This is a genomic window from Streptomyces sp. Tu6071 (genome assembly GCF_000213055.1).
In the GTDB taxonomy this organism is placed as follows: Bacteria; Actinomycetota; Actinomycetes; order Streptomycetales; family Streptomycetaceae; genus Streptomyces; species Streptomyces evansiae.
In genome coordinates this window covers 238,713-265,458 of record NZ_CM001165.1, presented here as the reverse complement: position 1 = coordinate 265,458, position 26,746 = coordinate 238,713, and the positions used below count along the sequence as shown (strand labels likewise).

The 26,746-nt window shown below is 71.8% G+C and carries 19 protein-coding genes; 8 read left to right on the top strand and 11 right to left on the bottom strand.

Going from position 1 to position 26,746, the window contains the following annotated elements; all coding sequences use genetic code 11:
• The first annotated feature begins 7 nt into the window (after positions 1-7).
• Positions 8-1,294, top strand: coding sequence for a lytic transglycosylase domain-containing protein (locus tag STTU_RS01075; RefSeq protein ID WP_007818922.1), 1,287 nt, complete (start codon positions 8-10; stop codon positions 1,292-1,294).
• 209 nt (positions 1,295-1,503) lie between these two features.
• Here STTU_RS01075 and STTU_RS01070 read toward each other — a convergent pair whose 3' ends face one another.
• Positions 1,504-2,418, bottom strand: coding sequence for an SDR family NAD(P)-dependent oxidoreductase (locus STTU_RS01070; RefSeq protein ID WP_007818912.1), 915 nt, complete (start codon positions 2,416-2,418; stop codon positions 1,504-1,506).
• Between the two features lie 179 nt (positions 2,419-2,597).
• Between STTU_RS01070 and STTU_RS01065 the strand changes: the two genes are divergently transcribed.
• Positions 2,598-3,227, top strand: coding sequence for a TetR/AcrR family transcriptional regulator (locus tag STTU_RS01065; RefSeq protein ID WP_052862286.1), 630 nt, complete (start codon positions 2,598-2,600; stop codon positions 3,225-3,227).
• Positions 3,228-3,336: 109 nt separating this feature from the next.
• Entirely contained in the window at positions 3,337-4,068 is a 732-nt protein-coding gene (locus tag STTU_RS01060) for a S1 family peptidase (protein ID WP_007818910.1), read from the top strand.
• Positions 4,069-4,141: 73 nt separating this feature from the next.
• Here the strand turns inward: STTU_RS01060 and STTU_RS01055 are convergent, their stop codons facing one another.
• The 7 genes from STTU_RS01055 to STTU_RS01025 all read right to left on the bottom strand — a co-directional run bounded on the left by STTU_RS01055 (position 4,142) and on the right by STTU_RS01025 (position 14,037).
• Positions 4,142-6,661: an ABC transporter permease gene (locus STTU_RS01055; RefSeq protein ID WP_007818909.1), complete on the bottom strand. Its 2,520-nt coding sequence runs from the start codon at positions 6,659-6,661 to the stop codon at positions 4,142-4,144.
• 70 nt (positions 6,662-6,731) lie between these two features.
• Complete coding sequence (locus tag STTU_RS01050; RefSeq protein WP_009070821.1) at positions 6,732-7,559, bottom strand: ABC transporter ATP-binding protein; 828 nt, start codon at positions 7,557-7,559, stop codon at positions 6,732-6,734.
• Positions 7,560-7,684: 125 nt separating this feature from the next.
• Entirely contained in the window at positions 7,685-8,779 is a 1,095-nt protein-coding gene (locus tag STTU_RS01045; RefSeq protein ID WP_007818907.1) for a LacI family DNA-binding transcriptional regulator, read from the bottom strand.
• A 75-nt stretch (positions 8,780-8,854) separates the two neighbouring features.
• Entirely contained in the window at positions 8,855-10,588 is a 1,734-nt protein-coding gene (locus tag STTU_RS01040; RefSeq protein ID WP_007818906.1) for a glycoside hydrolase family 43 protein, read from the bottom strand.
• A 50-nt stretch (positions 10,589-10,638) separates the two neighbouring features.
• The gene (locus STTU_RS01035; RefSeq protein ID WP_007818905.1) at positions 10,639-11,556 is read right to left on the bottom strand and encodes a carbohydrate ABC transporter permease; all 918 of its coding nucleotides are present in this window, start codon (positions 11,554-11,556) and stop codon (positions 10,639-10,641) included.
• A 62-nt stretch (positions 11,557-11,618) separates the two neighbouring features.
• The gene (locus tag STTU_RS01030) at positions 11,619-12,569 is read right to left on the bottom strand and encodes a carbohydrate ABC transporter permease (protein ID WP_007818904.1); all 951 of its coding nucleotides are present in this window, start codon (positions 12,567-12,569) and stop codon (positions 11,619-11,621) included.
• A gap of 184 nt (positions 12,570-12,753) precedes the next feature.
• Entirely contained in the window at positions 12,754-14,037 is a 1,284-nt protein-coding gene (locus STTU_RS01025) for an ABC transporter substrate-binding protein (protein WP_007818903.1), read from the bottom strand.
• Between the two features lie 387 nt (positions 14,038-14,424).
• On the opposite strand from STTU_RS01025, the gene STTU_RS01020 reads away from it, so the two are divergent.
• The gene (locus STTU_RS01020; protein WP_007818901.1) at positions 14,425-16,041 is read left to right on the top strand and encodes a hypothetical protein; all 1,617 of its coding nucleotides are present in this window, start codon (positions 14,425-14,427) and stop codon (positions 16,039-16,041) included.
• A 12-nt stretch (positions 16,042-16,053) separates the two neighbouring features.
• Here the strand turns inward: STTU_RS01020 and STTU_RS01015 are convergent, their stop codons facing one another.
• Both STTU_RS01015 and uppS read right to left on the bottom strand, forming a co-directional pair.
• Complete coding sequence (locus tag STTU_RS01015) at positions 16,054-17,520, bottom strand: EF-hand domain-containing protein (RefSeq protein ID WP_043253688.1); 1,467 nt, start codon at positions 17,518-17,520, stop codon at positions 16,054-16,056.
• Positions 17,517-18,272, bottom strand: coding sequence for a polyprenyl diphosphate synthase (gene uppS / locus STTU_RS01010; RefSeq protein ID WP_007818899.1), 756 nt, complete (start codon positions 18,270-18,272; stop codon positions 17,517-17,519). Before uppS ends, STTU_RS01015 begins: the two co-directional genes overlap by 4 nt.
• Positions 18,273-18,665: 393 nt before the next feature.
• Here uppS and STTU_RS01005 point away from each other — a divergent pair, with 393 nt between their 5' ends.
• Together STTU_RS01005 and STTU_RS01000 are read left to right on the top strand one after the other, a co-directional pair.
• On the top strand, positions 18,666-19,883 hold the full coding sequence (locus STTU_RS01005) for an alginate lyase family protein (RefSeq protein WP_007818898.1): 1,218 nt from the start codon (positions 18,666-18,668) through the stop codon (positions 19,881-19,883).
• Between the two features lie 129 nt (positions 19,884-20,012).
• Positions 20,013-20,831, top strand: a complete 819-nt coding sequence (locus tag STTU_RS01000) for an SAM-dependent methyltransferase (RefSeq protein ID WP_043253686.1) — start codon at positions 20,013-20,015, stop codon at positions 20,829-20,831.
• 108 nt (positions 20,832-20,939) lie between these two features.
• Here the strand turns inward: STTU_RS01000 and STTU_RS00995 are convergent, their stop codons facing one another.
• The gene (locus tag STTU_RS00995) at positions 20,940-24,713 is read right to left on the bottom strand and encodes a GH92 family glycosyl hydrolase (protein ID WP_078518885.1); all 3,774 of its coding nucleotides are present in this window, start codon (positions 24,711-24,713) and stop codon (positions 20,940-20,942) included.
• Between the two features lie 513 nt (positions 24,714-25,226).
• Here STTU_RS00995 and STTU_RS00990 point away from each other — a divergent pair.
• A complete protein-coding gene (locus STTU_RS00990) occupies positions 25,227-26,357 on the top strand; it encodes a glutathione-independent formaldehyde dehydrogenase (RefSeq protein WP_043253684.1) in 1,131 nt (376 codons plus the stop codon).
• A gap of 43 nt (positions 26,358-26,400) precedes the next feature.
• Complete coding sequence (locus STTU_RS00985; RefSeq protein ID WP_043256946.1) at positions 26,401-26,727, top strand: hypothetical protein; 327 nt, start codon at positions 26,401-26,403, stop codon at positions 26,725-26,727.
• Positions 26,728-26,746: the final 19 nt, after the last annotated feature.

The window sequence follows — 26,746 nt, the reverse complement described above, 5'->3', positions numbered from 1 at the left end:
ACCGGAGATGGACGTACACGAAGGGAAGACCCCCATGCGCCCCTTGCGTATCCCGCGCCCCCGCAGCCGTCGTCTGCGCGGCGGCCTGCGCGGTACGGCGGTCGCCGTCGCCGCGACCGCCCTGCTCAACGCCTCGCAGGCCCCCGCGCTCGTCGAGGGCCTGACCAAGCACCACAAGGACGCGCCGAGCCCGGTGGCCGCGCCGCTCCCGCCGCTGCCCGAGGTCCCGACGCAGGGCGACGACTCCTACCACGTCGAATCACCGCCGGTCGATCCGCTGAAGGCACCGGGGGCGCGGATCCCGGTCGTGGAAGTGCCGCTGCGCAGGTCGTCCGGGCTGCCCGCGACCGTGCTCGCCGCCTACCAGCGTGCCGAGTCCTCCCTGGCGCACTCCCGGCCGGGCTGCCACCTGCCGTGGCAGTTGCTCGCGGCGATCGGCCAGGTCGAGTCGGGGCAGGCGCGCGGCGGCGACGTCGACGCGCACGGCACGACCCGGCACCGCATCACCGGGCCCGCCCTCGACGGTGACGGTTTCGCGCTCATCCGCGACACCGAGAACGGCGCCTGGGACGGCGACCCCGTCTACGACCGGGCGGTGGGCCCCCTGCAGTTCCTCCCCGGCACCTGGCGGCGCTGGGGCGCCGACGGGAACGGCGACGGGCGCGCGGACCCCAACAACATCTACGACGCGGCACTCGGCGCCGGCCGCTACCTGTGCGCGGGCGGGCGTGACCTGGCGACGGGCGGGGGCCTGGAGCGCGCGGTCCTGAGCTACAACTACTCGCGCGACTACCTCCAACTGGTGCTGCGCTGGCTGGCGTTCTACCGCGACGGGGTGCACGCGGTGCCGGACGGGACGGGCGTCGTGCCGAAGAGCCCGGGTGCCGGGGGCGACCGGGAGGCCACGGCACCTGTCGGCGACGGGGGCAAGGGGAACAAGGGCGGCGGCATCGTGATCGGGCCGCAGCCCGGCGAGGAGCCGGAGGGGAAGCCGAGCCCCGGGCCCGGCACCACGTCCGCCCCGCCCACCGGTCCGTCCCCCGACCCGTCCTCCGGCGGCAGCCCGGATCCCTCGCCGAGCCCCTCCGACCCGGGCTCCTCACCGACCGGATCGACACCGCCGTCGGAACCCCCGTCCGGGACCCCGGACCCCACGGCATCCGAGGACCCCGGCACCCCCTCACCGAGCGCCTGCCCCTCCGACAGCACCACCGCACCCCCGCCGGCCGACGAGGCGACACCCACCGAGGCCCCCGAGCCCACGGAGTCACCCTGCGCAACCCCATCGCCCTGAGGCCCGCCGTACGTCCCGGGGACCTGCCGGAGCAGTGCGCGGCGTTCCCGTCCGTACGCTGCCCGGCCGCCCCGCATGGCACGACGATGCCCGTACCGTGCGGGGCCGCCGTGCCGCGCGCACCTTCATCGGGCCCGAACCGGCGCGGCCGCGTACGGCACTTGTCCGTCCCGCCGCCCACGGGTGTCGGTCCCGCCCGCACACAGCGCTCACGGCACCAGCGAGAACTCCTCGACCATCGACCCCGGCACGTGGTACACGGCGCGGTCGCGGATCTCGTCGATGTGCGCCGCGATGTCGTCGGCCGTCGCCACGGGGGCCTCGAACGGGACGGTGTAGCCCTCGGTCACGCCAGTGAAGACACGTCCGTAGCGCCCACGCGCGATCGAGAACGCCTCGTGCGTGTACGGGTTCGCCTCGCTCGCGAGGTAGCTCACCATCGCGGTGATCATCTCCGGCTCACGGTGCGCGGGGGTCTTCGGGACGCCCGCGAGGGTCTCCGGGTTCATGTCCGCGATCATCCGCGAGTCGGAGACGGGGAGGATCGTGTTGGACGTGATGCCGTGCGGCGCGCCCTCCAGCGCGACGACGTTGGAGATACCCAGGACGGCGTTCTTGGCCGCCGCGTAGTTCGCCTGTTCGGGGCTGCCGAAGACCCCGGCCGCGGACGCGGTGAAAACGATCCGGCCGTAGCCCTTCTCGCGCATGACCGCGAAAGCGGGCTGGGTCACGTAGAAGGCGCCCTTGACGTGCACCGCCAACAGCGCCTCGATTGCCTCGGGCTTCAGGTCGGTGAACGGCGCGTTACGGATGTTGCCGGCGTTGTTCACGAGGATGTCCACAGTACCGAAGGCGTCGACGGCGCTCCGTACGATCGCCGCGCCACCCTCCGGTGTGGCCACCGAGTCGTAGTTCGCCACGGCCTCACCACCGGCCGCGACGATCTCGGCGACCACCTCGTCGGCCATCGCGGAACCGCCGCCCGTACCGGCGATCGAACCGCCGAGGTCGTTCACGACCAGCTTGGCCCCGCGTGCGGCGAGGTCGAGCGCGTGAGCGCGGCCCAGCCCGCCGCCCGCGCCCGTGACAATCGCCACGCGCCCCTCGAACGAAATTCCGGTCATCGTTGACCACTTCCTTCGGTTGTGCGGTCTTCGTCCGCTTTCCACGAGGAGCGAAACGGAGAGGATCGCTCCACTTGGCACGATACGTCGATGTGGCACAACATGCCAACTGTGACTGTCCTGCCATAATGGCAACCGGGTACGCGGATCGAGTGGGCACGAGGGACGGGACGCCGGTCATGAGCGGAGCGACGCAGCACGAGAACCGCGCGGGAACCGCGCCCCGGCCCGACCTGCGGCAACGGCGACGTGCCTCGGTACGCCGCGAGATCGCGCTACGCGCGATCGAACTGTTCGACGCGCAGGGTTTCGGTGAGACGACTGTCGAGCAGATCGCCGCGGCGGCGGGGATCTCGCTGCGCACCTTCTACCGGCACTGCGCCGTCAAGGAGGAAGTCCTTACGCCGCTGCTCACGGAGGGGGTCGAGGAACTGGTGCGCGCGCTCGCGGCCCGGCCGTCGGGGGAACCCCTCGTCGACGCCGCCCGGACAGCCCTCCTCGCCGGCAGCTCCGTCAACGGTGCCGATACGCGGCGCACGGCGCGTGTCATGCTCGCCGAGCCCGCGCTCAAGGCCCGCTGGCTCGCGGCGGGCCGCCGCGCACAGGACCTCCTCACCCCCGTTGTCGCCGAGCGTGTCGGGGCCGGCCCGGGTGAGGGCGTCGTCGCCGCAGCGCTCGCCGGGATGCTCGTCAACGTCGCCACGACGGCTCTGGAGTACTGGGCGCTCCATCCCGACGGCGAGCCGCTGGGGGTCGTGACCCAGGAGGCGTTCGGTGCGGTCGCCGCGTTCGGCCGACCCGGGGCGTGACGGGGCATCGGCCGCGTTGGGGTGACGCCGGGTCTCCGGGCCGCGTCTCGGGGCAGACGCGGGTATGCCCTTCGGAACGCACCCGTCCCCCGAGTGGAGTGAACGAGACATGGCCCACCGCGCCCGCGCGCTGCTGCTGACCGCTTTGGCCCTGCTGACCGGCGGGACGCTCGCCGCGCCGCCCGCGTCCGCCGTCATCGGGGGTGCGCCGAGCACGTACGGGCCCTGGGCCGTGCGGATGTTCGTCGACGGCGTGCCGACGTGCACGGGGACGGCGGTCGCCCGGGAGTGGGTGCTCAGCGCCTCGCACTGCTTCTTCGAGCAGGGGCAGGCGGTCGCGGACAAACGGATCTCGTTCCGCGTCGGAAGCCTCGACGCGACCGCCGGGACCCTCGTACACCCCGTGAAGGGCGCGCGGCGGGGGAGTGCCGAGGCCGACATGATGCTCGTCAAAGTCCCCCCGATGACGGTGCGTACGGCGCCGCTCGCGAGCGAGGGGGTGCACACCGGGCAGCGCGTGCGCGTGTACGGGTGGGGCGCGACGTGCGAAGGCGACGAGAACGCCTGCCAGTCCCGCGTGCTCAAGGAGGCGGACCTCCGGGTCGTACGGCCCGACGACCCGCGCTGCGCCGGGCACGCCGGGCCCGGGACCTCCGATTTCTGCATGGAGAAGGTCAAGGGGATTCCCGCCGGGGGCGATTCGGGCGGCCCGGTGATAAGCGTGGCCCCGCACGGCCGGGAGAAGCTCGTCGGCGTCTTCGACGGCTCCGACCGGGAGTCGACCGCCGAAGCGGGCGAGATCGCGCGGCAACGGAAGTGGCTCCGCGGGGTCATCGGCTGACGCCGAGCGGCGGGGTACGGGAGAGCGGGGCCCGGAGCGCGGCACGCCCCGGACCCCGCGTCCCCCGCCCCCGCTACTCCGCCTTGATCGCCTGGAGCGGGTTGAGCCGCGCCGCGCCCCGGGCCGGCCACAGCGCCGCGAGGACCCCGACCACGGCGGCGCTCGCGAGGAAGACGAGCAGCCGCGACACGGGGACGTCCATGCGGTACGTCGGGACCTCCTCGCCGACCGCGCCGCCCGCGATCCAGCCGAGGAAGAGCCCGAGCCCGACGCCCAGCACCGCGCCGAACAGGGAGATCACCACCGACTCCAGCCGCACCATCCGCTTGACCTTCGCCCGGTCCAGGCCGATGGCCCGCAGCATCCCGATCTCGTGCCGCCGCTCGAAGACCGACATGGCCAGGGTGTTGACGACGCCGAGGACCGCGATCAGCACGGCCATCGCGAGCAGCCCGTAGAGCATCTTCAGGAGCATGTCGATGGCGCCGCCGATCTCGCCGCTGATGGCCTCCTTGTCCTGGATCTTGAGGGCCGGATTGGAACCGAGCGCCTTGACGAGCGTGTCCTCCGCCGTGGCGCTCGCACCGCCGCGCACCCGCACGAGGACCTTCTCGTCGGCGATCTCCGACAGGTGCGGATCGACGACGGAGGTCGGCACGTAGACACCGTTGAGCAGGTCGTTCGGCCGGTAGACGCCCGCGACCCGCAGGTGCGCACGGCCGCCGTCGTCGTCGAACTTCACCGTGACGCGGTCGCCGGTCCGCAGTCCGCGCTCCTTGGCGGTGTCCCGGTCCAGGAGGACCGCGTCGCCGCGCAGGCCCCGGAGCGAGCCGCTGTCGAGATCCAGGTGGACGAGGCTGCCGAAGCTCTTCGGGTCGATGCCGGAGAGCCGGTTCGGAGCGCCGCCGACCTCCCCGTACGCCGTGCGCACCGGGCTGGAGGCGGTGACCCCCGGGAGCGCGGCCACGGTCTTGTGCACCTGAGGCGCGAGGGGTTCGTAGTTCGCCATCGAGACCGTGTAGTCGGCCTTGAGGGAGTCGGCCGCCATCCGGTCGATCGCGCCGCTCGTCGAGGTCGCGACCACCGTCATCGCGGTGATGAGGGTGAGGCCGATCATCAGGGCCGACGCGGTCGACGCGGTGCGGCGCGGATTGCGGACCGCGTTGAGCCGGGCGAGCCTTCCCGCGACCCCGAAGAGCCGCAGCAGCGGTTCGGCCGCCGCGACGAAGGGGCGCGAGAGCAGCGGCGTCAGGATGATGACGCCGACCATGACGACGCCCGCGCCCGCCGAGACGACGTAGTTGTCGTCCGTGAAGAGGAGCACCGTGCCGAGCGCGACGACGACGGAGCCGAGAGTGTTGCGGACGACGAGGCCGCGCACGGTCGGGGCCGCGTGGACGCTGTTCATCGCGGCGACCGGCGGGATCTTCGCGGCCCTGCGGCCCGGCAGCCAGGCGGCCGTCATCGTGACGCCGACGCCGATGAGCAGCGAGACGAGAACCGTGCGCGGGGCGAGCACGAGCGGCCCTTCGGGCAGCCCGGCCCCTCCCGCCTTGAGGAGCGTCTGGAGGAGTACGGCGACCCCGATCCCGAGAACGCCTCCGGCGACGGCGGCGACGAGGCCGATCAGGAACGCCTCGGTCAGCACCGAGCGGGTCACCTGGCGGCGCGAGGCGCCGACCGCGCGCAGCAGGGCCAGCTCGCGGGTGCGCTGGGCGACGAGCATCGTGAAGGTGTTCGCGATGATGAAGATCCCGACGAAGAGCGCGATCCCGGCGAAGACGAGCAGCACCTGACTCGTGGAACTGGTCTGCCGCTCGATCATCCGGTCCTGCTCGGCGGAGAGCGCCGCCCCGGTGCGGGCCTCGGTGTCCTCGGGCAGGACGTCCCGTACGGAGTGGAGCAGCGCGGACTGCGAGGTGCCCGGCGCGGCCTTGACGTCGATCTCGTCGTACGCGCCGTCGCCGAGGACGCGCAGCGCCGTGGTGTTGTCGAAGAGCACGAGGCTGCCGCCCGCGAGGACGTTGCCGTCGTCCGTGTCGAAGACCCCCGCGACCACGGCCTTCGTGACGGAGCCGTTCGTGGAGAGGCGGACGGAGTCGCCGACGCGGTACCCGGTGCGTTCGGCGGTCCGGCTGTCGAGGGCCACCTCGTCCGCCGCGGCCGGTGCCCCGCCGCGGACGAAGGTCCAGCGGGGGTCGTGCCCACGTGCGTCCGGATAGTAATTGGTCCCTCTGCTGCCCCAGTTGCCGCCGACGAGCTTGCCGTCCTTGCCGGCGAGCGCGGTGAAGCCTTCCACGCTCCCGAGCGCCGACTCGGCGCCGGGCACCGCGGCGGCCTCGCGCACGAGGGCGTCGTCGAGCCGGGTCGCGCCCTTGTCGCTCTCCTCGGCGGGGCCCTGGCCGCCGTCCGGCTCGATGGCGACGGAGACGTGGTCGAAGCTTTTCGCGGACTGGTTCTTGTAGGCGGTGCCGAAGGTGTCGGTGAAGACCAGGGTGCCGGAGACGAAGGCGACGCCGAGCATGACGGCGAGCACGGTCATGAGGAGCCGGGCCTTGTGCGCGAGCACATTGCGCAGGGCGGTACGGAACATGGTGAGCGAGTCCTGAAGTGAGGGAGCCGGGACCGTCGCGGAACCGGCGGGGGAGGGGCGGCGGGGGGCGTCAGCTCACGCGGCCCCTGCCGTCGAACTCCTTCATGCGGTCGAGGACCCGCTCCGCGGTCGGCCCGTGCATCTCGTCGACGATGCGGCCGTCCGCCAGGAAGACGACGCGGTCCGCGTAGGCCGCGGCGACCGGGTCGTGCGTGACCATCACGACGGTCTGGCCCAGCTCCCGTACCGACTCGCGCAGGAAGCCGAGGATCTCGGCGCCCGAGCGCGAGTCCAGGTTCCCCGTGGGCTCGTCGCCGAAGACGATCTCGGGGCGCGAGGCCAGCGCGCGGGCCACGGCGACGCGCTGCTGCTGACCGCCCGACAGCTCCGTGGGCCGGTGCTTGAGCCGTCCTTCGAGGCCGACCATGGAGATGACCCGCTCCAGCCACTGCTTCTCCGGCTTGCGGCCCGCGATGTCGAGGGGCAGCGTGATGTTCTCCCGCGCGGTCAGCGTCGGCAGCAGGTTGAACGCCTGGAAGACGAAACCGATCTTGTCCCGGCGCAGCGCGGTGAGCTGCTTGTCCTTGAGCCGCGACAGCTCCGTGCCCCCCAGTTGTACGGAGCCGCCGCTGAAGCTGTCCAGCCCGGCCACACAGTGCATGAGCGTGGACTTCCCCGAGCCAGAGGGACCCATGATGGCGGTGAACTCGCCCTGGTGGAAGGCGACCGAGACGCGGTCCAGGGCGACCACACGGGTGTCCCCCGTCCCGTAGACCTTGGACAGCTCCGTGGCCCGCGCCGCGACGGCGGTCGTGGCGGGGGAGGGGGTGGTGACGTGGGGGAAGGCGGTCACGAGCGGGAACTCCTGCGAGACGGGGACGGTGGCGACACAAGCCATCGTTCCCGCTGGGACCACCTCGTGAAGACCCTCGCAAGAGGTGTCTTCGGGGTCCACTTGAGAGGGACCCGAGGGCCTCGTCTCCGACTTGAGTATGACGTCCGACCCTTAGGGGTCCGGCCTGGTCACGCCCCCTCCACGCCGTCGCCCCCGGGCCGTCTCCCGTCCGTCGCGTTCGCCCCGGCCCGCTCCGCCGCCTCGTACGGAGCCGTGCTCTCCCGCTCGACGAGCCGCGTCGCCAGCTCGACGCGCGGCAGGTCGACCTGTTCCCCGTCCACGAGCCGCAGCAGGGTCCGCGCGGCCATCGCCGCCATGTCCTGGAGCGGCTGGCGCACCGTCGTGAGGGCGGGGTGGCACCAGCGCGAGACCGGGAGGTCGTCGAAACCGACGACGCTCACGTCCTCGGGCACCCGCAGGCCCCGCGCGCGCAGTGCCGCGCAGGCCCCGAGGGCCTGGAGGTCGCTCGCCGCGAAGAGGGCGCTCGGCAGCGCGCGCTCCCCGCGTTCCGCCGCGATGACCAGGGCCTCCGCCTGCGCCTGGCCCGAGGCGTCGTCGAAGGCGCCGTGGGTGACGGCGTCCTCGCGCACCGGGATCTCGGCCGCCTCCATCGCCGCCCGGAAACCGTCCGCGCGGGCCCGGCTGCACAGCAGGTGGCGCGGGCCCGCGAGATGGACGATGTCCCGGTGGCCGAGCGCGATGAGGTGCTCGGTCGCCGCGACGGCCCCCGCCCAGTTCGTCGCCCCGATCGTCGGCACCCCCGCCTCCACGTTCCCGACCGGGTCGACGAGCACGAACGGCACCCCGAGCGCGGTGAGCCGGGCCCGCTGGCGCGGGGTCAGGTCGGACACCACGAGAATCGCCCCGTCGGAGCGCCGCGCGGCGAGCTGGTCGAGCCACGCCGTGGTGCCCTCGCTGTCGCCGTGCACCGCCGACAGGACCATGCTCACGCCCGCCCCGCGCAGCGTCTCCTCCGCCCCGCGGATGATCTCGATCGACCACAGACTGTCCAGCTCGTTGAGGACGAGGTCGACGATCCCGCCCCTGCGCCTGCCGCCCCGCCGCTGGTAGTGGCGGCGGGCCATGATCTGCTGCACCTTCTCGCGGGTCGCCGCCGAGACGTCCGCGCGGCCGTTGAGGACCTTCGAGACGGTCGCGGACGAGACGCCCGCCTCGGCCGCGATGGCGCCGATGGTCACCTTGTTGCCGGGCCGTGTCGTCATGCGGGGTTCCGACTCCTGTCCTTACTGGTACGTGCGGGGCGGGCCGCCGGGTCACCCGGGGGCGGCGGCCCCGGGTCAGTCTGACGCACCGGGCCCTTCACCGGCGGGCCCTCGCGCCACCCCGCCCTCGTACCGCACACGGGAGAACTCCGCCGCGCGGCCCTCGCCGGTGAGGTCCTGCGCGCTCAGCCCGAGGAAAGCGCCGGTGAAGCCCCAACTGGAGAAGTGCCCGTCCGGACCGCCGACGGTCGCGTACTCGTCGGACAGCCGCGTCGTGTCGAGCGCGGGACCGAGCGCCCGCCACACCCCCGCGTCCTCCCAGGCGAAACGCGCCAGGGGGCCGTCGCCGGTCAGGCGCAGCCGCACCGGGTCCGCGTCCGGCAGGGCGGCGCCGGCGAGTTCGGCGTACCGGCCGCGATCGCACACGGCGAGGCACAGCACGCGGGCGCCCGCCCCGTCCGCCGTGACGTGTGCGTAGTGCCACAGCTGGGTGTTGTAGACGTGGGCGAGCCCGGCCGAGCGCCGGGGCGAGCCCGGTTCGTGGTCCACGGTGGCCGTGAAGGTGAAGCGGGCGTGCTGCTGACGGCGGGCCACGAGGCTCTGGCGGTGCCGCGAGGAGAGCGATTCGCCGCCCCGCAGCCGTACGGAACCGGGTGCGGCGCCGGGCCCGGCCCACGAGGAGTCGGCGTGCCGGCGCAGCGTCATCCACTCGGGGCCCGGGAGGAGCCCGGGGCCCCACGCCGCTTCCCGCGCGGGCACGGGGCCGCTTGCGAGGCCCGTACCCGCCGCGCCCGTGCCGAGGGGGGCCGCGACGCGGAGCGCGGGCCGCCCCGTACCGGCCTCCCCGACGACGCGCGGCCAGCCGCCGGCCGTCCACTCGACGCGCTGGAGCGCGGTCTCGCGGCCCAGAACGCAGGCGCCGCGCGCACCGAACGGGCGCGCCGCGAGGTGCGCGAGATACCACTCGCCCGCCGGGGTCTCGACGAGACTGCCGTGCCCCGCCTTCTGCAGCGCGAGCCCCGGGTCCTCCCACGAACTGAGCAGCGGACCCGCCGGATCGGCCTCGTAGGGACCCGTCACCGCGCGCGCCCGGGCGACCGTCACGGCGTGCTCCCAGCCCGTGCCGCCCTCCGCCGTCACGAGGTAGTACCAGCCCTCGCGCCGGTACAGGTGCGGTCCCTCGGTGCGCCCCCGCGCGGTGCCGCTGAAGATCCGGTGGGCGGGTCCCGTGACGGCACGGGCCGTACGGTCCCACTCCTGGAGGAGGATGCCGCCGAAGGGGTCGTGCCCCGGCCGGTGGTCCCATTCCAGCCACAGCAGCCAGCTCCGCCCGTCGCCGTCGGGCGCCGGGTCGTCGTGGAAGAGCGAGGCGTCGAAGCCGTGGCCGGGTGCCGGGGCCGGGTCGGACCAGGGCCCCGTGATCGCGGGCGCGGTGACGACGTGGTTGTGCACGTCCTTGTACGCGCCCGCGAGGCTCTTGACGTCCGAGTAGACGAGGTAATAGGTGCCGTCCGCGTACGACAGGCACGGCGCCCACACCCCGCCGGAGTCCGGCACGCCCACGAGGTCGAGCAGCCGCTCCTCCCCGAGGACACCACCGAGCGTCCGCCAGTGCACGAGGTCGCGCGAGTGGTGCAGCGTGACACCCGGCAGCCACTCGAAGGTCGAGGTCGCGAGGTAGTAGTCCGCGCCGACGCGCAGCAGCGAGGGGTCGGGATGGAAACCGGCGAGCACCGGATTGCTGATCGTGGCGCGCTCGTGGGCACCGGGCGCCGGGGAGGCGGGCCCGGTCGGGGACACGGTGGTCATCGATTCCTCAGGTGTGCGGGTACGGGACGGGAAGCGGGGGCCGGCCGGGCTCAGCCCTTGACCGCGCCCGCCATGACGCCGGAGACGATGCGACGGGCCAGGACGGCGAAGAGCGCGAGGACCGGAAGCACCGAGACGACGACCCCGGCGAGCATGAGCGTGTAATCCGTGTAGTAGCCGGCGGCGAGCTGGTTGAGCGCGATCTGCACGGTGCCGTTCTCGGGCGGCAGGGCGATGAGCGGCCAGAAGTAGTCGTTCCAGGCGGCCATGAAAGTGAACATGCCGAGCACGGCGGCCGTCGAGCGTACGCCCGGCCACGCCACGTACCAGAAGCTGCGCAGCGGACCGGCACCGTCGACGCGCGCGGCTTCGATCAGCTCGTCGGGGATGTTCTCCTCCATCGCCTGCCGCATCCAGAACACGCCGATCGCGGAGACGAGCGCGGGCAGGATGAGCGAGGAGAGCTTCCCGTACAGGCCCATGTCGGTCACGAGCAGGTACAGCGGCAGCACGCCGAGCTGGGTCGGCACCATGACCGTCATGACGACGACCACGAGCAGCGCGTCGCGGCCGCGGAAGCGCATCTTGGCGAAGGCGTAGCCCGCGAGCGAGGAGAGCAGCACATTGCTGACCGCCGTGGTCGCCGAGACGGTGAAGGAGTTGCCGAGCGCTTTCCAGAAGTCGACCGTGTCGAAGACCCGCTTGATGTTGTCGATCAGGTGCCCGCCGGGCACGAGCGAGGGCGTCGCGCCGCCGAGCACCGAGTTGTCGCCGTGCGAGGCGACGACGAAGGTCCAGTACAGGGGGAAGAGCGAGGCGACGACGACGGCGGCGAGCATCGTGTAGGCCAGGGGGCCCGCGCTGTCGAAGCGGCGGGGGCCGCGCGCCCTGGCGGGGCGGGCGGCCCGGTGCGCCGGAGCGGCGGGCGGGGTCTCGGTGACGGGGGCGGGGGCGGCGACGGGAACCACGGGGACACTCCTCTGGGTGGCCGGGCGCGGACCGCTGTGCGGCCCGCTCGGGAGCGGCACGGTCAGCGGTCGGTGGCGCCGAGTCGGCGCGTGAGCAGGAAGTTGATCGCCGCGACGAGGGCGATGACGAGGAAGAGCACCCAGGAGATGGCCGAGGCGTAACCGGCGTCGTTGTTGATGAACCCGTACTTGTAGAGCATCAGCGTGAGGGTCTGGAACTGGTGCTCGGTGCCGCCCTCCGCGTTGGCCTGTGGATCGAAGAGGAAGGGCTCGGCGAAGAGCTGCAATCCGCCGATCGTCGAGATCACGACGGTGAACAGGACGGTGGGCCGGATCGAGGGGAGCGTGATGCGCCGGAAGGTGAGGAAGCGCCCGGCGCCGTCGACCATCGCCGACTCGTACAGTTCGCGCGGCACCGCCTGCATCGCGGCGAGGTAGATGAGCGCGTTGTAGCCGGTCCAGCGCCACATCACCATGAAGCTGATCGCGAGGTGCGAACTCCAGGTGTCCGCGGTCCAGTCCACGGGGTCGTCCATGAGCCCGAGATGTTCGAGCACCCAGTTGACGACGCCGAAGTCGCGTCCGAAGAGTTGCGAGAAGACGAGCGCGACGGCGACGACGGACACGTACTGCGGTACGAGGACGAGCGCGCGCCAGGTGGTCCGGGCGCGCAGCCGGCGGTCCAGGAGCCACGCGACGGCGAGCGCGAGGAGCAACTGCGGGACCGTGGACAGCAGGAAGATGCTGAAGGTGTTGAACGTCGCGGTGTAGAAGTCCTGGTCGGAGAAGAGGTCGCTGAAGTTCCCGAACCCCGCGTAGCCCTGGTTCCCGGAGAGCCGGTCCCAGTGGTGCAGGGAGACCCAGAACGTGTAGACCAGCGGGTAGAGCCCGAAGATCCCGAAGACGAGGAAGAACGGGGAGACGAAGCTGTACGGGGCGAGCAACCCGCGCCGCACGCGCGGTCGCGGAGTGGTGCCGAGACGCTCCTCGGCACCGGCGGTGTCGGCCGCCATGAAGTCCTCCTGGGAGGCAGGGGTACGGGAACGGGGCGCCGCCGCGCAGGGCGGCGGCGGGTGGACGCGGGCGGGCGGAACGGAGCGGGCCGGGCGGTCCGTACGGGGAACCGGGGGCCCGTACGGACCGCCGGGCCCGTGCTCGTCGTGCGGCCCGCGGGGAGGGGCGCGCGGCCCGCCGCCGTCAGTGCTTCAGGTTCTTCTCCGCGTCCTGGAGCGCCTTCTGCCACGCCTCGGCGGGCTTCGCCTTGCGCTGCTCGACGAGCTGGATGGCGCTGTTGAAGGGGAGCCGCACCTGCTGGTCCTTGGTCCCGCGGAAGCTCGGCCGGAGGCTCTTGGCCGAGGAGGCGAAGATCTTGCCGGTGGGCGCGTCGTTGAAGTACTTCTGCCTGGTGTCCTGGACCGCCGGGTCGTCGAGCGGCGCGACGAGCGAGGGGAGCGAGCCGGTCGGGCCCTGGAAGATCTTCTTCTCCGAGGCGGCCGAGGTGAGGAAGGCGGCGAGCTTCGCGGCCTCCTTCACGTGCTTGCCCTGCTTGGGCACGGTGAGGAAGGAGCCGCCCCAGTTGCCGCCGTCGCCGGGCACCTTGGCGATGTCCCACTTGCCCTTGCCCTCCGGGCCCGCGGCGGTCTGGATGAGACCGGTGAGCCAGGCGGGACACGTCATGGTCGCCATGCGGCCCTGCTTGATACCGGCGTTCCACTGCTGGCTGAAGGGCACGAGGTTCGCGGACTGGCCGTCGGCGGCGGCCTTCGCGGTGCTCGTGAACGCCGTCTCGACCCGCGGGTTGCTGTCGCCGATGTACTTGTCGTCCTTGTCGAAGAAGCCGTACTCGGTCTGGTTCATCATGGCGCTGAAGACGTTGCCCGCGGAGTCGAACCACGCCTTGTCCTTCACCTTCCCGCGGAAGGCGTCACCGGTGGCGAAGTAGTCGTCCCACGTGGGCCACAGCTTGGCGACCTCGTCGCGGCCGGTGGGCAGCCCTGCCTGCTGGAAGAGGTCCGTCCGGTAGCAGATCGCGAGGCCGCCGACATCGGTCCCGTACCCCATGACGAACTTCCCGCCGTCCGCCGTACCCTGCGACCACTTGTAGGGCAGGTACTCGCTCTCGCGCTTCCCCCCGCCGTACCGCGCGAGATTGACGAATTTGTCCTTCACCGTGCGGAACTTGGGCATGTAGCCCTCCTCGATCGCCACCACGTCGGCCGCGCCGCTGCCCGAGGAGAGCTGCGTCGAGAGGCTGTTGTGGTGCTGGTCGAGCTGGGAGACGCGCTCCTTGACGTGGATGCCGGGGTGCGCCTTCTCGTACTCCTTGAAGAGCGGCTTGTACCCGAAGTCGCTGAACGTCGCGACGGTGAGCGTGGTGCCGCCGCCGGAGCCGTCGGAGTCGGAGGAGCAGCCGGCGAGGCCGAGGAGGACGCCGAGTGCCGCGGTGGCGGCGAGTGAACTGCGGACGTACGAGGAGCCCATACGGACCTCCGAGGTGCGGATGCGGAAGAGACAGGGGTGGCCCTCACGGCCCGGGGCGTGGGGGAGCGCCCGGCACTCGCTCCGGAGCGGGACTCCGGGACGCTGTGTGGCACGCACAAGGTGCCGCCGGGCGAAATTGACTGTCAATAGTTTCGTTGAAGTTTCGTTAATCCGCAGCATCCCTGTTACCCGGCGCCTTCGCAGGTCGAGTTGGTGATGTGGACCGGTGACCGGCCCCGGTCGTGGTCTTTCGGGCCGCTGAATGTTTCGGTTCCGGGCGTACGACCAGCTCGGATTCACGAAAACTTACGGGAAGGATTGACGGATGCCTGACGGGCTCTCACCATTCCGTTTGCCCACCCGCACCTCCTCACCAGGAGCATCCGTATGCGTTCCATCCGAAGACGAGCCGGCGTCCTGTGCGCCGGGATCGCCGTCGGCGCGCTCGCCGCGTTCGGCCTCGGCGCCCCGGCCCAGGCCGCAGCCTCGGGGACTGCCGCCGCCACTGTTTCGGGCCGTAATCTGCCCGCGGACGGCAAGGTCCTCTCCGTCATGGGCCAGGACAGCGACACGCTCTCCGCCTACAAGCGCGACGTCCTCGACAAGACCTCGCTCGACGCCCCGAAGCCCGGCGGCGTCACCCTGTACACCAACCTCGTGCTCGGCGGCAGCCCCGAGCCGCTCGCCGGGATGAACGGACCCGTCAACTGGGGTTCGGGCACAGTCGACTTCAACAGCACCCTTGCCCAGTACCCGGGCGCGGCCCTCGCGGTCGGCCTCTACCTCTCCGACGCCACGAGCGGCTGCGGCAACCAGCCGCTGCGCGCCATCATCGGTACCGACGACAGCGACGTGACCTCGGGGAACCCGAGCCTGACGGCGCGGTACCGGGCCAAGGTCGACGACATGGTCACCAAGCTCAAGGGCTACGACCGGCAGGTCTTCCTGCGCATCGGCTACGAGTTCGACGGGCCGTGGAACTGCTACAACGCCGACTACTACAAGAAGGCGTTCCAGTACATCAAGGGCCGCATCGACGCCCTCGGCGCCACCAAGGTCGCCACGGTGTGGCAGACCGCCGCCTGGCCGCTCAACACCAGCACCGACCACCCCGAGTGGAACTACGTCGTCACCGACCCCGCCCACTACGACGCCTGGTACCCCGGTGACGCGTACGTGGACTGGGTCGGCCTCTCGGCCTTCTACACTTCCGGCTCGCTCGCGACCCAGTGGGGCTGCTCCGCGTACGACACCTCGCCCACCGGGCTCCAGAACCGGGTGCTCGACTTCGCGCGCGGCCACGGCAAGCCCGTGATGATCGCGGAGTCGTCGCCGCAGGGGTACGACAACGGCGCGGCGACCAAGAGCTGCATCATGAAGAAGGGTCCGGTCGCGGCGAATTCCGACGCCCGCTGGAACGAGTGGTACAAGCCCTACTTCTCCTTCATCGCCGCGAACCGCGACGTCGTCCGCGCCGCCGCCTACATCAACACCGACTGGGACAGCCAGACCCAGTGGCAGTGTGCCGACGGCGCGAACGCCGGTGGAACCGGCTGCGGCAACGGCTACTGGGGCGACGCCCGCGTCCAGGCGGACCCGGTGATCCTCGACCGCTTCCTCGCCGAACTGCGCGGAAGCCAGTGGGTCGGCGGCACGGGCACCGGCGGCGGAACGGACCCGGGCAACGGGGGCGGGACCGATCCCGGCAACGGGGGCGGTGCGAACCCCGGGAACGGCGCCTTCACGCAGGGGGTGACAGCGGGCGGCCAGCCCGCCGTCTGGTTCAAGCCCGGCAGCGACGGCGCCACCTGGGTCACCGTCCACTACCGCAAGAACGGGGCCGCCCAGGAGAACTACTTCCTGACCTGGAACGCCGGAGCAGGCCGCTGGGAACTGCCCGTGAGCCTCCGCGCCGGCGACAGCCTCTCGTACTCCTTCGATTACCTCCCCCAGGGGAAGACGGCCCAGGAGTCGACCCCGACGTACACCTACCGCGCCTCCTGACCCCCGGCCCGTTCAGGGCTGACGGAACAGGGGATCGAACGGAGAGGAGCGCGGGCGGCCGGACATGAACGACACGAAGGCGCGGACGAACGCGGCGCCGTCGTACGTGTCCGCGCCGCCCGCGTCCCCCGGCCCACTCGTGCCGCCCGTCCTCCCCGCCCCACCCGTTCCCACCGTCTCGCGGCGGAACGCCGTGCGGAAGAGCGCGCGGTACTCCTCGGCGTCGATCGTCCCGTTGCCGTCGGCGTCCGCCGCCGCGAAGAGGACCTCCGCGACACGGATGAGCGCCGGTCCGGCGAGCCCGGCGGCGTTGCTCGCGTACTCCCGCGCGCTCACCCGCCCGTCGCCGTCCGTGTCCAGGGCCGCCTGGAGTTCCCGCCACCAGCTCGCGAACGCCTCGTACAGCCGGGTCTCCTCCGGTTCGTCGAGATCCAGCCTCGTCGCCAGCTCCCGGGCCATGGCGGCGAGATCCGGCCAGTCGAGGTATCCGTCCCCTGTCTGGTCGAGCACCTCGCGGAAGAACTCCTCCGCGCCGCTGTGCACGGGCGCGGGAGGGGCGGCGGGCTCGGGCACCGGCAGGGGCGACAGGAGGCGGACGAGCGCCCCGGCCCGCCGCAGCCTCTCGTGCAGCGCCGCCGCGGTGCGCGCCGCCGGATCGTCGCCGCCGGGGGTGGACGAGAGCAGGTCGACGACGCGTTCGGCGCTGATCCAGTCGTCCGGCAGGAAGCGCGTCAGACCGGCGGCGAGGTACGTCCCGCGCAGGAGCGTCGTCACGCCCGGCAGCTCGGGGAGACCGGCGCGCCTGCGGAACGGCTCGGGCAGCGACGCCACCGTGACCGCCCCGATCAGCGGCCCGGCGAACGCCCGGCCCGTGGCCCACAGCGTGGGGACCCCGCTCAGCACCCCGGGCGCGGGAAGGTGGTCGAAGAGCTTGTAGAGGATGATCCGCATCGCCTCCGTGTCCTCCAGCTCCCGCTCCACCACCGCGTCGAAGTACGGCCAGAACTCGACCGTCGTCGCCGAGAGCCGCGCGGCCTCGTCCCCGAGCGCGCGCAGGTAGCCCCTCGTCTCCTCGTACAGCTCCTCGATCTCCTCGTGCCGCAGGGGCTGCCCGCTCAGCCGGTACATCGTGACGGCGCTCTCGAAGAGGGTCGCGAGGACCCAGGCGCGCGCGGCGGGGTCCATCGCGTCGTACGGGCGCTGATCGGGGCCCGTGCCCTTCAGGCGGTCGTGCAGCCGGTTGAGCCGGGCGGCCTCCCTGCTCCGTACCGCCTCGTCGGCGTCGCTCATGCGGCGCATGCTGTGGAAGGTGTTGCGCAGGCGGCGCCACGGGTGCGTCACGAAGGTGGAGTTGGCGACGAGCGCGGCGCCGACCTGCGGGTGCGCGGCCTCCAGGACGGTGGCGCGGACGAGCGCGGGAGCCCAGCGCGGGTCGTCGAAGAGCTTGCGGAAGCGGGGGAATCCACCGGTGGTCGTCATGGGGCGGTGGTTCCGTTCTGCTGGGCCGGTACGCCGCCGAAGCGGCGCTCGCGGTGCCGGTAGTGGTGCAGGCACTCCAGGAAGTGCGGGGCGCGGAAGTCGGGCCACAGCACGGTGGGGAAGACCCATTCCGCGTAGGCGACCTGCCAGAGCATGAAGTTGGAGATGCGCTGCTCTCCCGAGGTGCGGATCACGAGGTCCACGTCAGGGGTGTCGGGGAAGGGCAGGTGGGTGGCGAAGCTGCGCTCGGTGACCTCCTCGGCGGGCACGCCGGCGCGGATCAGGGAGCGCGCGGCCGCGACGATGTCGCCGCGCCCGCCGTGGTCGAAGGCGATCGTGAGGGTCATCCCGCGGTTTCCGGCGGTCAGGGTGGTGAGGTCGGCGAAGTCCCTGGCGAGGCCCTCCGGGACGCGGGCGTCGTCGGCGCCGAGGAAACGGCAGCGGATGCCGCGCGCGTGCAGGAGCGGGGCGTGCTTGTGCACGGTGTGCCGCACGAGGTCCATGAGATAGCCGACCTCGGCGCTGGGGCGGCTCCAGTTCTCGGTCGAGAAGGCGTACAGGCTCAGCCACTCGACCCCGGCCGAGCGGGCCGCCTCGATGATGTCGATCACCGTCGTCTCGGCGGCCCGGTGCCCGGCGGTCCTCGGCAGCGAGCGCCGCTCGGCCCAGCGCCCGTTGCCGTCCATCACGCACGCGACATGGCGCGGCCCCCGCCCCGTCCGCGTGGCGGCGTCCTCGTCCCCGACCGTCATGGCCCCCCTTCCGGACCGCCGAGGGCCCCGCGCGGCGCACCGGCAGGCTGGACCGGCATCCGGAGGCTCATCGGATGATCGGAAGCAGCGTGCCAGCCGGGGCGGTCCCCAGGGGCGGTTCCGGGGCGGCGTTCACCCGTAGAACGGGCGCCCGACGGGCGCGCGGAGGGGTCAGGCCCCCGTCATGCCGGGAAGGACGGCGGTGACGGGCCGGACCGCCGGGCGGTGACGGGCCGGACGGCCGCGCCGCGAGGGGCCGGCGCTTCCGCTCCGTCGAGCGCCCCGTTTTCAAGAGGTGCACGCTTCTTGACGCCCCATTGGTGCATACCTATGGTCTGTCAGCAGTACGCATTCGAGCGTGCGAATTTCATTCACATACGGGAATGAGTTCTCATGGAAGCTTTCTCCCGGCGCCCCCACCGCGGCCGGTCCTCCCCCCACCTGCTCGTCGCCGCGACGCTCGTCGCCCTCGTCGCCGCGCTGCTCGCCCGGCCGGGTGCGGGCAGGGCCGAGGCCGCGCCCGCCGCCTTCACGCACCCCGGCGTGACCGTCTCGCAGAGCCAGCTCGACTTCGTGCGCGGCAAGGTGCAGGCCGGGGCGCAGCCCTGGAAGGGCGCCTTCGACCAGATGATGGCGAGCAAGTACGCCGACCTCAACCGCACGCCCAAGCCGCGCGCGACGGTCGAGTGCGGCTCGTACTCCAACCCCAACTACGGCTGCACCGACGAGCGCGAGGACGCGATAGCCGCGTACACCGACGCGCTCGCCTGGTATCTCACCCGCGACGAGCGCTACGCGCAGAAGGCGATCCAGCTCATGGACGCCTGGTCGGGGACGATCCAGAACCACACCAACAGCAACGCCCCGCTCCAGACCGGCTGGGCGGGCTCCTCCTGGCCCAAGGCCGCCGAGCTGATCAAGCACACCTACACCGGCGCCTGGACCCAGCGCGCCCGCTTCGACACGATGCTCCGGCAGGTCTACCTCCCCGTCGTCATCAAGGGCTCCAACTCCAACGGGAACTGGGAGCTGACGATCCTGGAGGCGGCGATCGGCATCTCCGTCTACCTCGACGACAAGAGCTCGTACGACACCGCCATGGCGAAGTTCCGCACGCGGACCGCTGCCTACGTCTACCTCTCCTCGGACGGCGAGCTGCCGAAGACCGTCCCGAGCCAGAACCTCGACACCCGCCAGAAGATCATCAACTACTGGCAGGGCCAGTCGACTTTCGTCACCGGGCTCACGCAGGAGACCTGCCGCGACTTCACCCACACCGGGTACGGGATCTCCTCGATCTCGCACGTCGCCGAGACCAGCCGCATCCAGGGCGCGGACCTCTACGGCACGGACGTCGGCGAGCGGCTGCGGCAGGCGCTCGGCTTCCAGGCGAAGTACGAGCTGGGCGAGGCCCCGCCGAGCTGGCTGTGCGGCGGCAGCGTGAACCGCGGCCTCGGGCCGGTCACCGAGATGGGCTACAACGCCCTGCACAACCGCCTCGGCATCGCCATGACCAACACCCAGCGGCTCACCGAGCAGCAGCGCCCGGCGGGCAGCAACAACCTCTTCGTCGCCTGGGAGACCCTGACCCACGGCGACAACCCCAACTGACGTACGGGATACGAGACAAGAGGCGCCGCCCCGAGTACGGGCGGCGCCTCGCGCCCGCCCGCCCCACGCGCAACTCGCCTAGAATCGTGCCCCCTTGAGCAACACCGCAGGGCAATGAGGGAGTTGACGATGCCGGAACCCCAGGACGCGGGCGCGGCGGCGAGGGTGGACACCAGCAGGCCGCACCCCGCGCGCATGTACGACTGGATGCTCGGAGGCAAGGACAACTATCCGGTGGACGAGGAGCTCGGGCGCCAGATGGTCGCCCTGGAGCCCCAGCTCCCGCTCATGGCACGGATGAACCGCGCCTTCATGCGCCGGGCCACGCGCTGGCTCGCCACGCGGGGCATCGACCAGTTCCTCGACGTCGGCTCCGGCATCCCCACCGAGCCCAACCTGCACCAGGTCGCGCAGAGCGTGCGGCCCGAGGCGCGCGTCGTCTACTGCGACCGCGACCCGATCGTCATGGCCCACGCGGAAGCCCTCCTCCACGGCACCCCCGAGGGCGCGCTCGACTTCGCCCTCGTCGACGCGCACGACACCGAGGCGGTCCTCGCGCTCGCCGCCAAGACCCTCGACCTCTCCCGGCCCGTCGCCCTCTCGCTCGTCGCGCTGCTCCACTTCATCCGCGACGAGGACGGCGCCCACGCACTCGTCACCGCGCTCAAGGACGCTCTGGCCCCCGGCAGCCACCTCGTGATGTCGCACTTCACCGCCGACTTCCACGCGCCCGGGGACGTCGCACGGGCGAGCGGCACCTACCGCGCGAAGGGTCTCACCGCGGCGCTGCGCACCCGCGCAGAGTTCACCCGCTTCCTCGACGGCTTCGAGACGGTCGGACCCGGCGTCGTCCTCGCCGAGGAGTGGCACCCGGAACTCGGCGAGCGGGTGCCGGGACAGGACGGGCGGGTCAGCTCGACGTACGCGGCGGTGGCACGCAAGGCGTGACCCGCGGGAGTCCCGGACCACACGCGCGGACCGGCACCCTTCCCCCGCACGCGACCCGGCCCCGGACCGTACGGGTCCGGGGCCGGGTCACTCACGTACGGGTGCCGCTCAGCCCAGCAGCTCCACCTCCGCCACGCGCGGCGCCGAGGTGTCCGTCCCGCCGCCGTCCGGCACGATCCGGTAGTGCGCGTACGTCCCCGGGTGCGCGACCGAGAAGACGCGCGTCTGCTGGTCGTACGCGAAGGATTCACCACCGCGCTTGTCCAGGTCCCGCCACGAGGTCCCGTCCGCCGAGCCCTGGAGCACCCAGCCGCTCGGTGCCTTGGCCCGGTCCGCCGACGTGAGCGTGTACTGCGCCGCCTTCACGGCCTTGCCCACGGGCAGCTCGTCCTGCGTGAGCGGCCCCTCGGTCGCCGAGGTGTTGTCCGTGAGCGGACCCTGGCCGTCCAGGAGCGCGTCGGAGCGGGGCTTCGCGACCGCGTCGCCCTGCGTGAGCGAACGCGGTCCCGCGTTCTTGCCGCTGCCCCACGACGAGGGCTTCGGGCCCATGACGAACTCCAGCGTGCCGCCCTTCGCGACGGCGTCGCTCGGGAGCGCGGTCGAGTCGTACTTCTTGCCGTTGAGCCGCACGCTCTGCACGTAGATGTTCTTCGTGCTGTTGCCGCGCGCGGTGACCGTGAACTTCTTGCCGTTCTCCAGGCGCAGCGTCGCCTTCGTGAAGAGCGGCGAACCGATCGCGTACTCCTGACCGCCCATCACGAGCGGGTAGAAGCCGAGGGCGGAGAAGAGGTACCACGCCGACTGCTCGCCGTTGTCCTCGTCACCGTGGTAGCCCTGCCCGATCGAGCTGCCCGAGTAGAGGCGGGAGAGGACCTCGCGGACCTTCTCCTGCGTCTTCCACGGCTGCCCGGCCGCGTCGTACATGTAGGCGGCGTGGTGGGCGACCTGGTTGCTGTGCCCGTACTGGCCCATGCGGACGTCGCGGGCCTCGGTCATCTCGTGGATGACACCGCCGTACGAGCCCGTGAACTCGGCCGTCGCCGTCTCGGGGGTCGAGAAGTACGTGTCGAGCTTCTTCGCGAGCCCGTCACGCCCGCCGTAGAGGTTCGCGAGCCCGTGCGAGTCCTGCGGCGCGGTGAACGCGTACCCCCAGCCGTTCGTCTCGGTGTAGTCGTAGCCCCACACGCGCGGGTCGTACTTGTCCGCGGGCAGACGCCAGGACCCGTCGGCCTTGCGGCCCTGGAAGAAGCCGGCGTCCTTGTCGAACATCTTCACGTAGTCCTGCGCCCGGTTGAGGAAGTACTCGGACTCCTCCTTGTACCGCTTCTCACCGGTCTTCTTGTACAGCGCCTCGCCCATGCGGCCGATGCCGTAGTCGTTGACGTAGCCCTCCATCGCCCACGACATGCCCTCGCCCGTGTCGGTCGAGGTGTAGCCGAGGAACGGCGAGGTCTTCATGCCCTTGCGGCCCACGCCCGAGGACGGCGGCACGACGGTCGCGTTCTTGAGCGCCGCCTCGTACGCCGCCTTCGCGTCGAAGTCCACGCCCTTCGTGTACGCGTCCGCGAAGGCCACGTCCGAGGACGTCCCCGTCATGAGGTCCGCGTAGCCCGGCGAGGACCAGCGCGAGATCCAGCCGCCGTCCTTGTACTGCTGCACGAAGCCGTCGACCAGTTCCCCCGCCTTCTTCGGCGTCAGGAGCGAGTAGGCGGGCCAGGTGGTGCGGTACGTGTCCCAGAAGCCGTTGTTGACGTAGACCTTGCCGTCCACGATCTTGGCCCCGGTGTGCGTCGCCGTGTCCGGGCCGGGCATCTTGGAGAACGGGCTCGCGTACTGGTACGTCGGCTTGCGCCCGCTCCCGGTGTTCTCGAAGCCCGAGTTGGGATACAGGTAGAGCCGGTACAGGCTGGAGTAGAGGGTCGTGAGCTGGTCCTCGCTCGCCCCCTCGACCGTCACGGTACGCATGAGCTTCTCCCACTGCGCCCGCGCGTCGGCACGCACCGCGTCGTAGCTCTTGCGCCCCGGGATCTCCTGCTCCAGGTTCGCCTTCGCCTGGTCGACGCCGATGAGTGAGGTCGCCAGCCGCAGCGTCACCGTGCGGTCCCGCCCGGCGTCGAAGCGCAGGTAGCCCTTGACGCCCGAGGAGTCGCCGCCGGTGACCTTCTTGTCGAAGACCCCGTAGACGAAGAGCCGCGTGGCCCCCGTCGACAGTCCGCTCTTGACGTCGGAGTAGCCGGTGACGGTGCCGTGCTCCTTGTCGAGCGTGAGGCCGCCCTGCTCCGAGACGTTGTCGAAGATCACGGAGGCGTCGTCGCCCGGGTAGGTGAAGCGGAGCGCCGCCGCGTGGTCGGTCGGGGCGACCTGGGCGCGCAGGCCGTTCTCGTACGTCACGGAGTACTCGTACGGCTTCGCGGACTCGTTCTCGTGCCGGAAGGGCAGCGCGCGCTCGGTGCGCCCGGTCGGCGGGGTGCCGGCGGCGAGCGAGGGCATGACCTGGAAGGTCTGCCGGTCGCCCATCCACGGGCTCGGCTCGTGGCTCGCCGAGATCGCCTGCATGGTCGGCAGGTTGTCCGAGTTGTTGGAGCGCGCGTAGTCGTACAGCCAGCTCGTGGAGCCCGCGTTCGTGACCGGGGTCCAGAAGTTGAAGCCGTGCGGGACGGCGGTCGCGGGGATGTTGTTGCCGCGCGAGAAGTCACCACTGGAGTTGGTGCCGCGCGTCGTCATCGCGTAGTCGGAGAGGTACGGCTTCGGTCGCGGCGCGGCCTGCTCCTTGACGCTGATGTCGTCGACCCAGCCCCGGAAGGCGTCCGGCCCCTTGTCGGCGTCGTACCCGAGGAGCACGCGGTCGATCGTCTTGCCCGCCGCGACGCTCCCGATCCGCGCGCTGCGGTCGTTCCACTGGTTGACGTACAGCGCCTTCGACGCGCCCTGCCCCTGCGGGCTGAGCCGGAAGCCGAGCTGGTCCACGGCGTTCAGGTCGCTCAGGTACGTACCGTCCGTGAAGGCCAGGTCGACCGCGACGTACGTCGCCGGGTAGTCGAGGTCCGTCGCCGGGAGCGAGGGGAAGATCTTGTACGAGAGCGTCGTGTCCTTGCGGACCTTCACGTTCACGTCGAAGACCTTGTTGTACGCGTACCCGCGCCCCTTCGTCCGGTGCGTACCCGAGTAGCGCAGCGCGTGCGTCCCCGTGAAGCCCGCGCCCGCCTTCGCGGTCGGCGAGCCGCTCGGCCCCCGGTCGACGAGCGTGCTCATGTCCTTCGGCGGCGCGGGATCGGTGCCGCCCGTGGAGAGCTGCACCTCGGCGAGCTGGGTCGCGTCCGAGGCGCCGTTGTTCGCGGTGACGTCGAGGCGGTAGTGCGCGTACGCGGCGGGCGCGCCGCCGATCTCGTACGTCTTCGACTGCGCCCGCTCGGTGAACTTCTCGCCCGCGCGCGTGTCGAGCGTCTTCCACTCCTTGCCGTCCGTGGAGCCCTGGAGGGTCCAGTCGCGGGGATCGCGCTCGTCGTGGTCGTTGGCCGAGACGAGCGCGTAGCGCGTGACGGGCTGCGGGGCGTCGAGGTCGAACTCGGCCCAGCCCTTGTTCTCGAAGGTCAGCCACTTCGTGCCCGGCAGGCCGTCCGCGAGATTCGCCGCGACCTCCCCGCCCGCCGTGTTCTCCGCGCTCGCCCGCACATCCGTCACGTGGTCCGTGACGTTGCCGGGGATGCCGGAGCTGTAGCCGCCGTCGACGCCCGAGCGGCGCGGCTTGCCCGAGGCGTCGGTGTCGGCGGTGCTGAGCCAGTCCGGCGCGCTCTGGCCGTCCTCGAAGGAGGAGGCGAAAGCGGTCTGCGGGCGGTGCGCGGCCTCACGCGGCGCGGCCACGGCGCCCTGCGCCGTCCCCACCAGCAGCAGAGCGGCCGTCCCGAGGACGAGCCCCCCGGACCTGCGGCGTGACGGCGGTCTGCCCCCTCGGGACGTCCTGGACAAGGACCCGTGCGGCATCGGATCGTCCTCCCCGGCCCCGGGACACGGCCCGGAACCCTCCTGTGACAACGTTGTCAGGACCTTGTGCGAGGTCCGGCCCACCAGTAGGTCCCGGAGGGGGGTGAGGAATCAAGAGGCTGGACGGGCGGAAGTGAAGCTTGGCGTGAAAACGACGGTGCGGAGAGCTGCGCGAGGAGCCTTGCGCGACGTGGCGGATGCGAGGCGGCGGATGCGGGCGCACGCTGGGGAGAGGTCCCGTGAGGACAGTCGCGCGCCGTGTGCACGGCCCCCGAGCGGGTACCGGACCGTACGACAACCGCACGCGAGCGGCCCCGGCGACGCACCACGGGGCGCAGGGAGTCTCCCGGGGCGACGCGCCCCGCACGCCCCTTCCCGCGCCGTCGCAGTTGGCCGGAATCAGGTGATCACGCGATGAAGGCACTCGTCTACGAAGGCCCCCGCCAGGTGGCGGTCGAAGACGTACCCGACGCCCGGATCGAACGCCCCACCGACGTGCTCGTCCGCGTCACGTCCACCAACATCTGCGGCTCCGACCTCCACATGTACGAGGGCCGCACGCCCATGGAGCAGGGCCGCATCCTCGGCCACGAGAACCTCGGCGTCGTCGTCGAGACCGGCGAGGGGGTCTACGGCGTCCACGTCGGGGACCGCGTCTGCCTGCCCTTCAACATCGGCTGCGGCTTCTGCGAGAACTGCGAGCGCGGCTACACCGGCTTCTGCCTCTCGGTCGACTCCGACACCCCGGGCGGCGCCTACGGCTTCGCCGCGATGGGCAGCTACGCGGGCGGCCAGGCGGAGTACCTGCGGGTCCCGTGGGGCGACTTCAACTGCCTCGTCCTGCCCGAGGACGCCGCCGAGAAGGAGAACGACTACGTGATGCTGGCGGACATCTTCCCGACCGGCTACCACGCCACCGAACTCGCGGGCGTCTCGCCGGGCGAGTCCGTCGTCGTCTACGGCGCGGGCCCCGTCGGCGTCATGGCCGCCTACTCCGCCGTCCTGCGCGGCGCGAGCCAGGTCCTCGTCGTCGACCGGCACCCCGACCGGCTGCGGCTCGCCGAGGCCGCCGGGGCGATCCCGGTCGACGACAGCAAGGGCGAGCACATCGAGGAGATCCTGGAGCGCACGGGCGGCGGCGCCGACCGGGGCTGCGAGTGCGTCGGCTACCAGGCGCACGACCCGCAGGGCCACGAGAAGCCCGAGTCCACGATGAACGACCTCGTCGCCTCGGTACGGGCCACGGGCGGCATCGGCGTCGTCGGCGTCTTCCTCCCCCAGGACGAGGGCGCACCGACGGAGCTGACCCGCGAGGGCAAACTGCCCTTCGACTTCGGCCAGTTCTGGTTCAAGGGCCAGAGCATCCGTACGGGCCAGGCCAACGTCAAGGCGTACAACAGGCAGCTCGCCCAGCTCATCCACCACGACCGCGCCCACCCCTCCTTCCTCGTCTCGCACGAACTCCCCCTCGCCGAGGCGCCGGAGGCGTACCGCAACTTCGACGACCGCGAGCCGGGCTGGACGAAGGTGATCCTGAAGCCCTGAACGGGGTACCGGAGACGCACGAGCCGAGAGAGAGGTGAGCACCGTGCCGGCAGGTTCCAACCGCAAGCGCGAGCGCCAGTACGAGCACATCAAGGACAGCGAGGAGCAGCGGGGCACGTCCGAGGGCCGGGCCGAGGAGATCGCCGCGCGGACCGTGAACAAGGAACGGGCGCGCTCGGGCGAGTCCCGCACCGCGAGCAAGGTCTCCACGCGGGACCCGAAGTCGAGCTACGAGCGGGGCGGCGAGCGCTCGCACACCGGCGCCGAGGGCCCCACGCGCGACCAGCTCTACGAAGAGGCGAGGAAGAAGAACGTCCAGGGCCGTTCCTCGATGAACAAGCAGCAACTGCGCAAGGCCGTCGGCCGCTGAGCCGGCCCGGGGAAAGGAG

Excerpts from the sequence above, each read along its gene's own strand:
- STTU_RS01075 (WP_007818922.1), top strand. The coding sequence starts at position 8 with ATGGACGTACACGAAGGGAAGACCCCCATGCGCCCCTTGCGTATCCCG.
- STTU_RS01070 (WP_007818912.1), bottom strand. The coding sequence starts at position 2,418 with ATGACCGGAATTTCGTTCGAGGGGCGCGTGGCGATTGTCACGGGCGCG.
- STTU_RS01065 (WP_052862286.1), top strand. The coding sequence starts at position 2,598 with ATGAGCGGAGCGACGCAGCACGAGAACCGCGCGGGAACCGCGCCCCGG.
- STTU_RS01060 (WP_007818910.1), top strand. The coding sequence starts at position 3,337 with ATGGCCCACCGCGCCCGCGCGCTGCTGCTGACCGCTTTGGCCCTGCTG.
- STTU_RS01055 (WP_007818909.1), bottom strand. The coding sequence starts at position 6,661 with ATGTTCCGTACCGCCCTGCGCAATGTGCTCGCGCACAAGGCCCGGCTC.
- STTU_RS01050 (WP_009070821.1), bottom strand. The coding sequence starts at position 7,559 with ATGGCTTGTGTCGCCACCGTCCCCGTCTCGCAGGAGTTCCCGCTCGTG.
- STTU_RS01045 (WP_007818907.1), bottom strand. The coding sequence starts at position 8,779 with ATGACGACACGGCCCGGCAACAAGGTGACCATCGGCGCCATCGCGGCC.
- STTU_RS01040 (WP_007818906.1), bottom strand. The coding sequence starts at position 10,588 with ATGACCACCGTGTCCCCGACCGGGCCCGCCTCCCCGGCGCCCGGTGCC.
- STTU_RS01030 (WP_007818904.1), bottom strand. The coding sequence starts at position 12,569 with ATGGCGGCCGACACCGCCGGTGCCGAGGAGCGTCTCGGCACCACTCCG.
- STTU_RS01025 (WP_007818903.1), bottom strand. The coding sequence starts at position 14,037 with ATGGGCTCCTCGTACGTCCGCAGTTCACTCGCCGCCACCGCGGCACTC.
- STTU_RS01020 (WP_007818901.1), top strand. The coding sequence starts at position 14,425 with ATGCGTTCCATCCGAAGACGAGCCGGCGTCCTGTGCGCCGGGATCGCC.
- STTU_RS01015 (WP_043253688.1), bottom strand. The coding sequence starts at position 17,520 with ATGACGACCACCGGTGGATTCCCCCGCTTCCGCAAGCTCTTCGACGAC.
- uppS (WP_007818899.1), bottom strand. The coding sequence starts at position 18,272 with ATGACGGTCGGGGACGAGGACGCCGCCACGCGGACGGGGCGGGGGCCG.
- STTU_RS01005 (WP_007818898.1), top strand. The coding sequence starts at position 18,666 with ATGGAAGCTTTCTCCCGGCGCCCCCACCGCGGCCGGTCCTCCCCCCAC.
- STTU_RS01000 (WP_043253686.1), top strand. The coding sequence starts at position 20,013 with ATGCCGGAACCCCAGGACGCGGGCGCGGCGGCGAGGGTGGACACCAGC.
- STTU_RS00990 (WP_043253684.1), top strand. The coding sequence starts at position 25,227 with ATGAAGGCACTCGTCTACGAAGGCCCCCGCCAGGTGGCGGTCGAAGAC.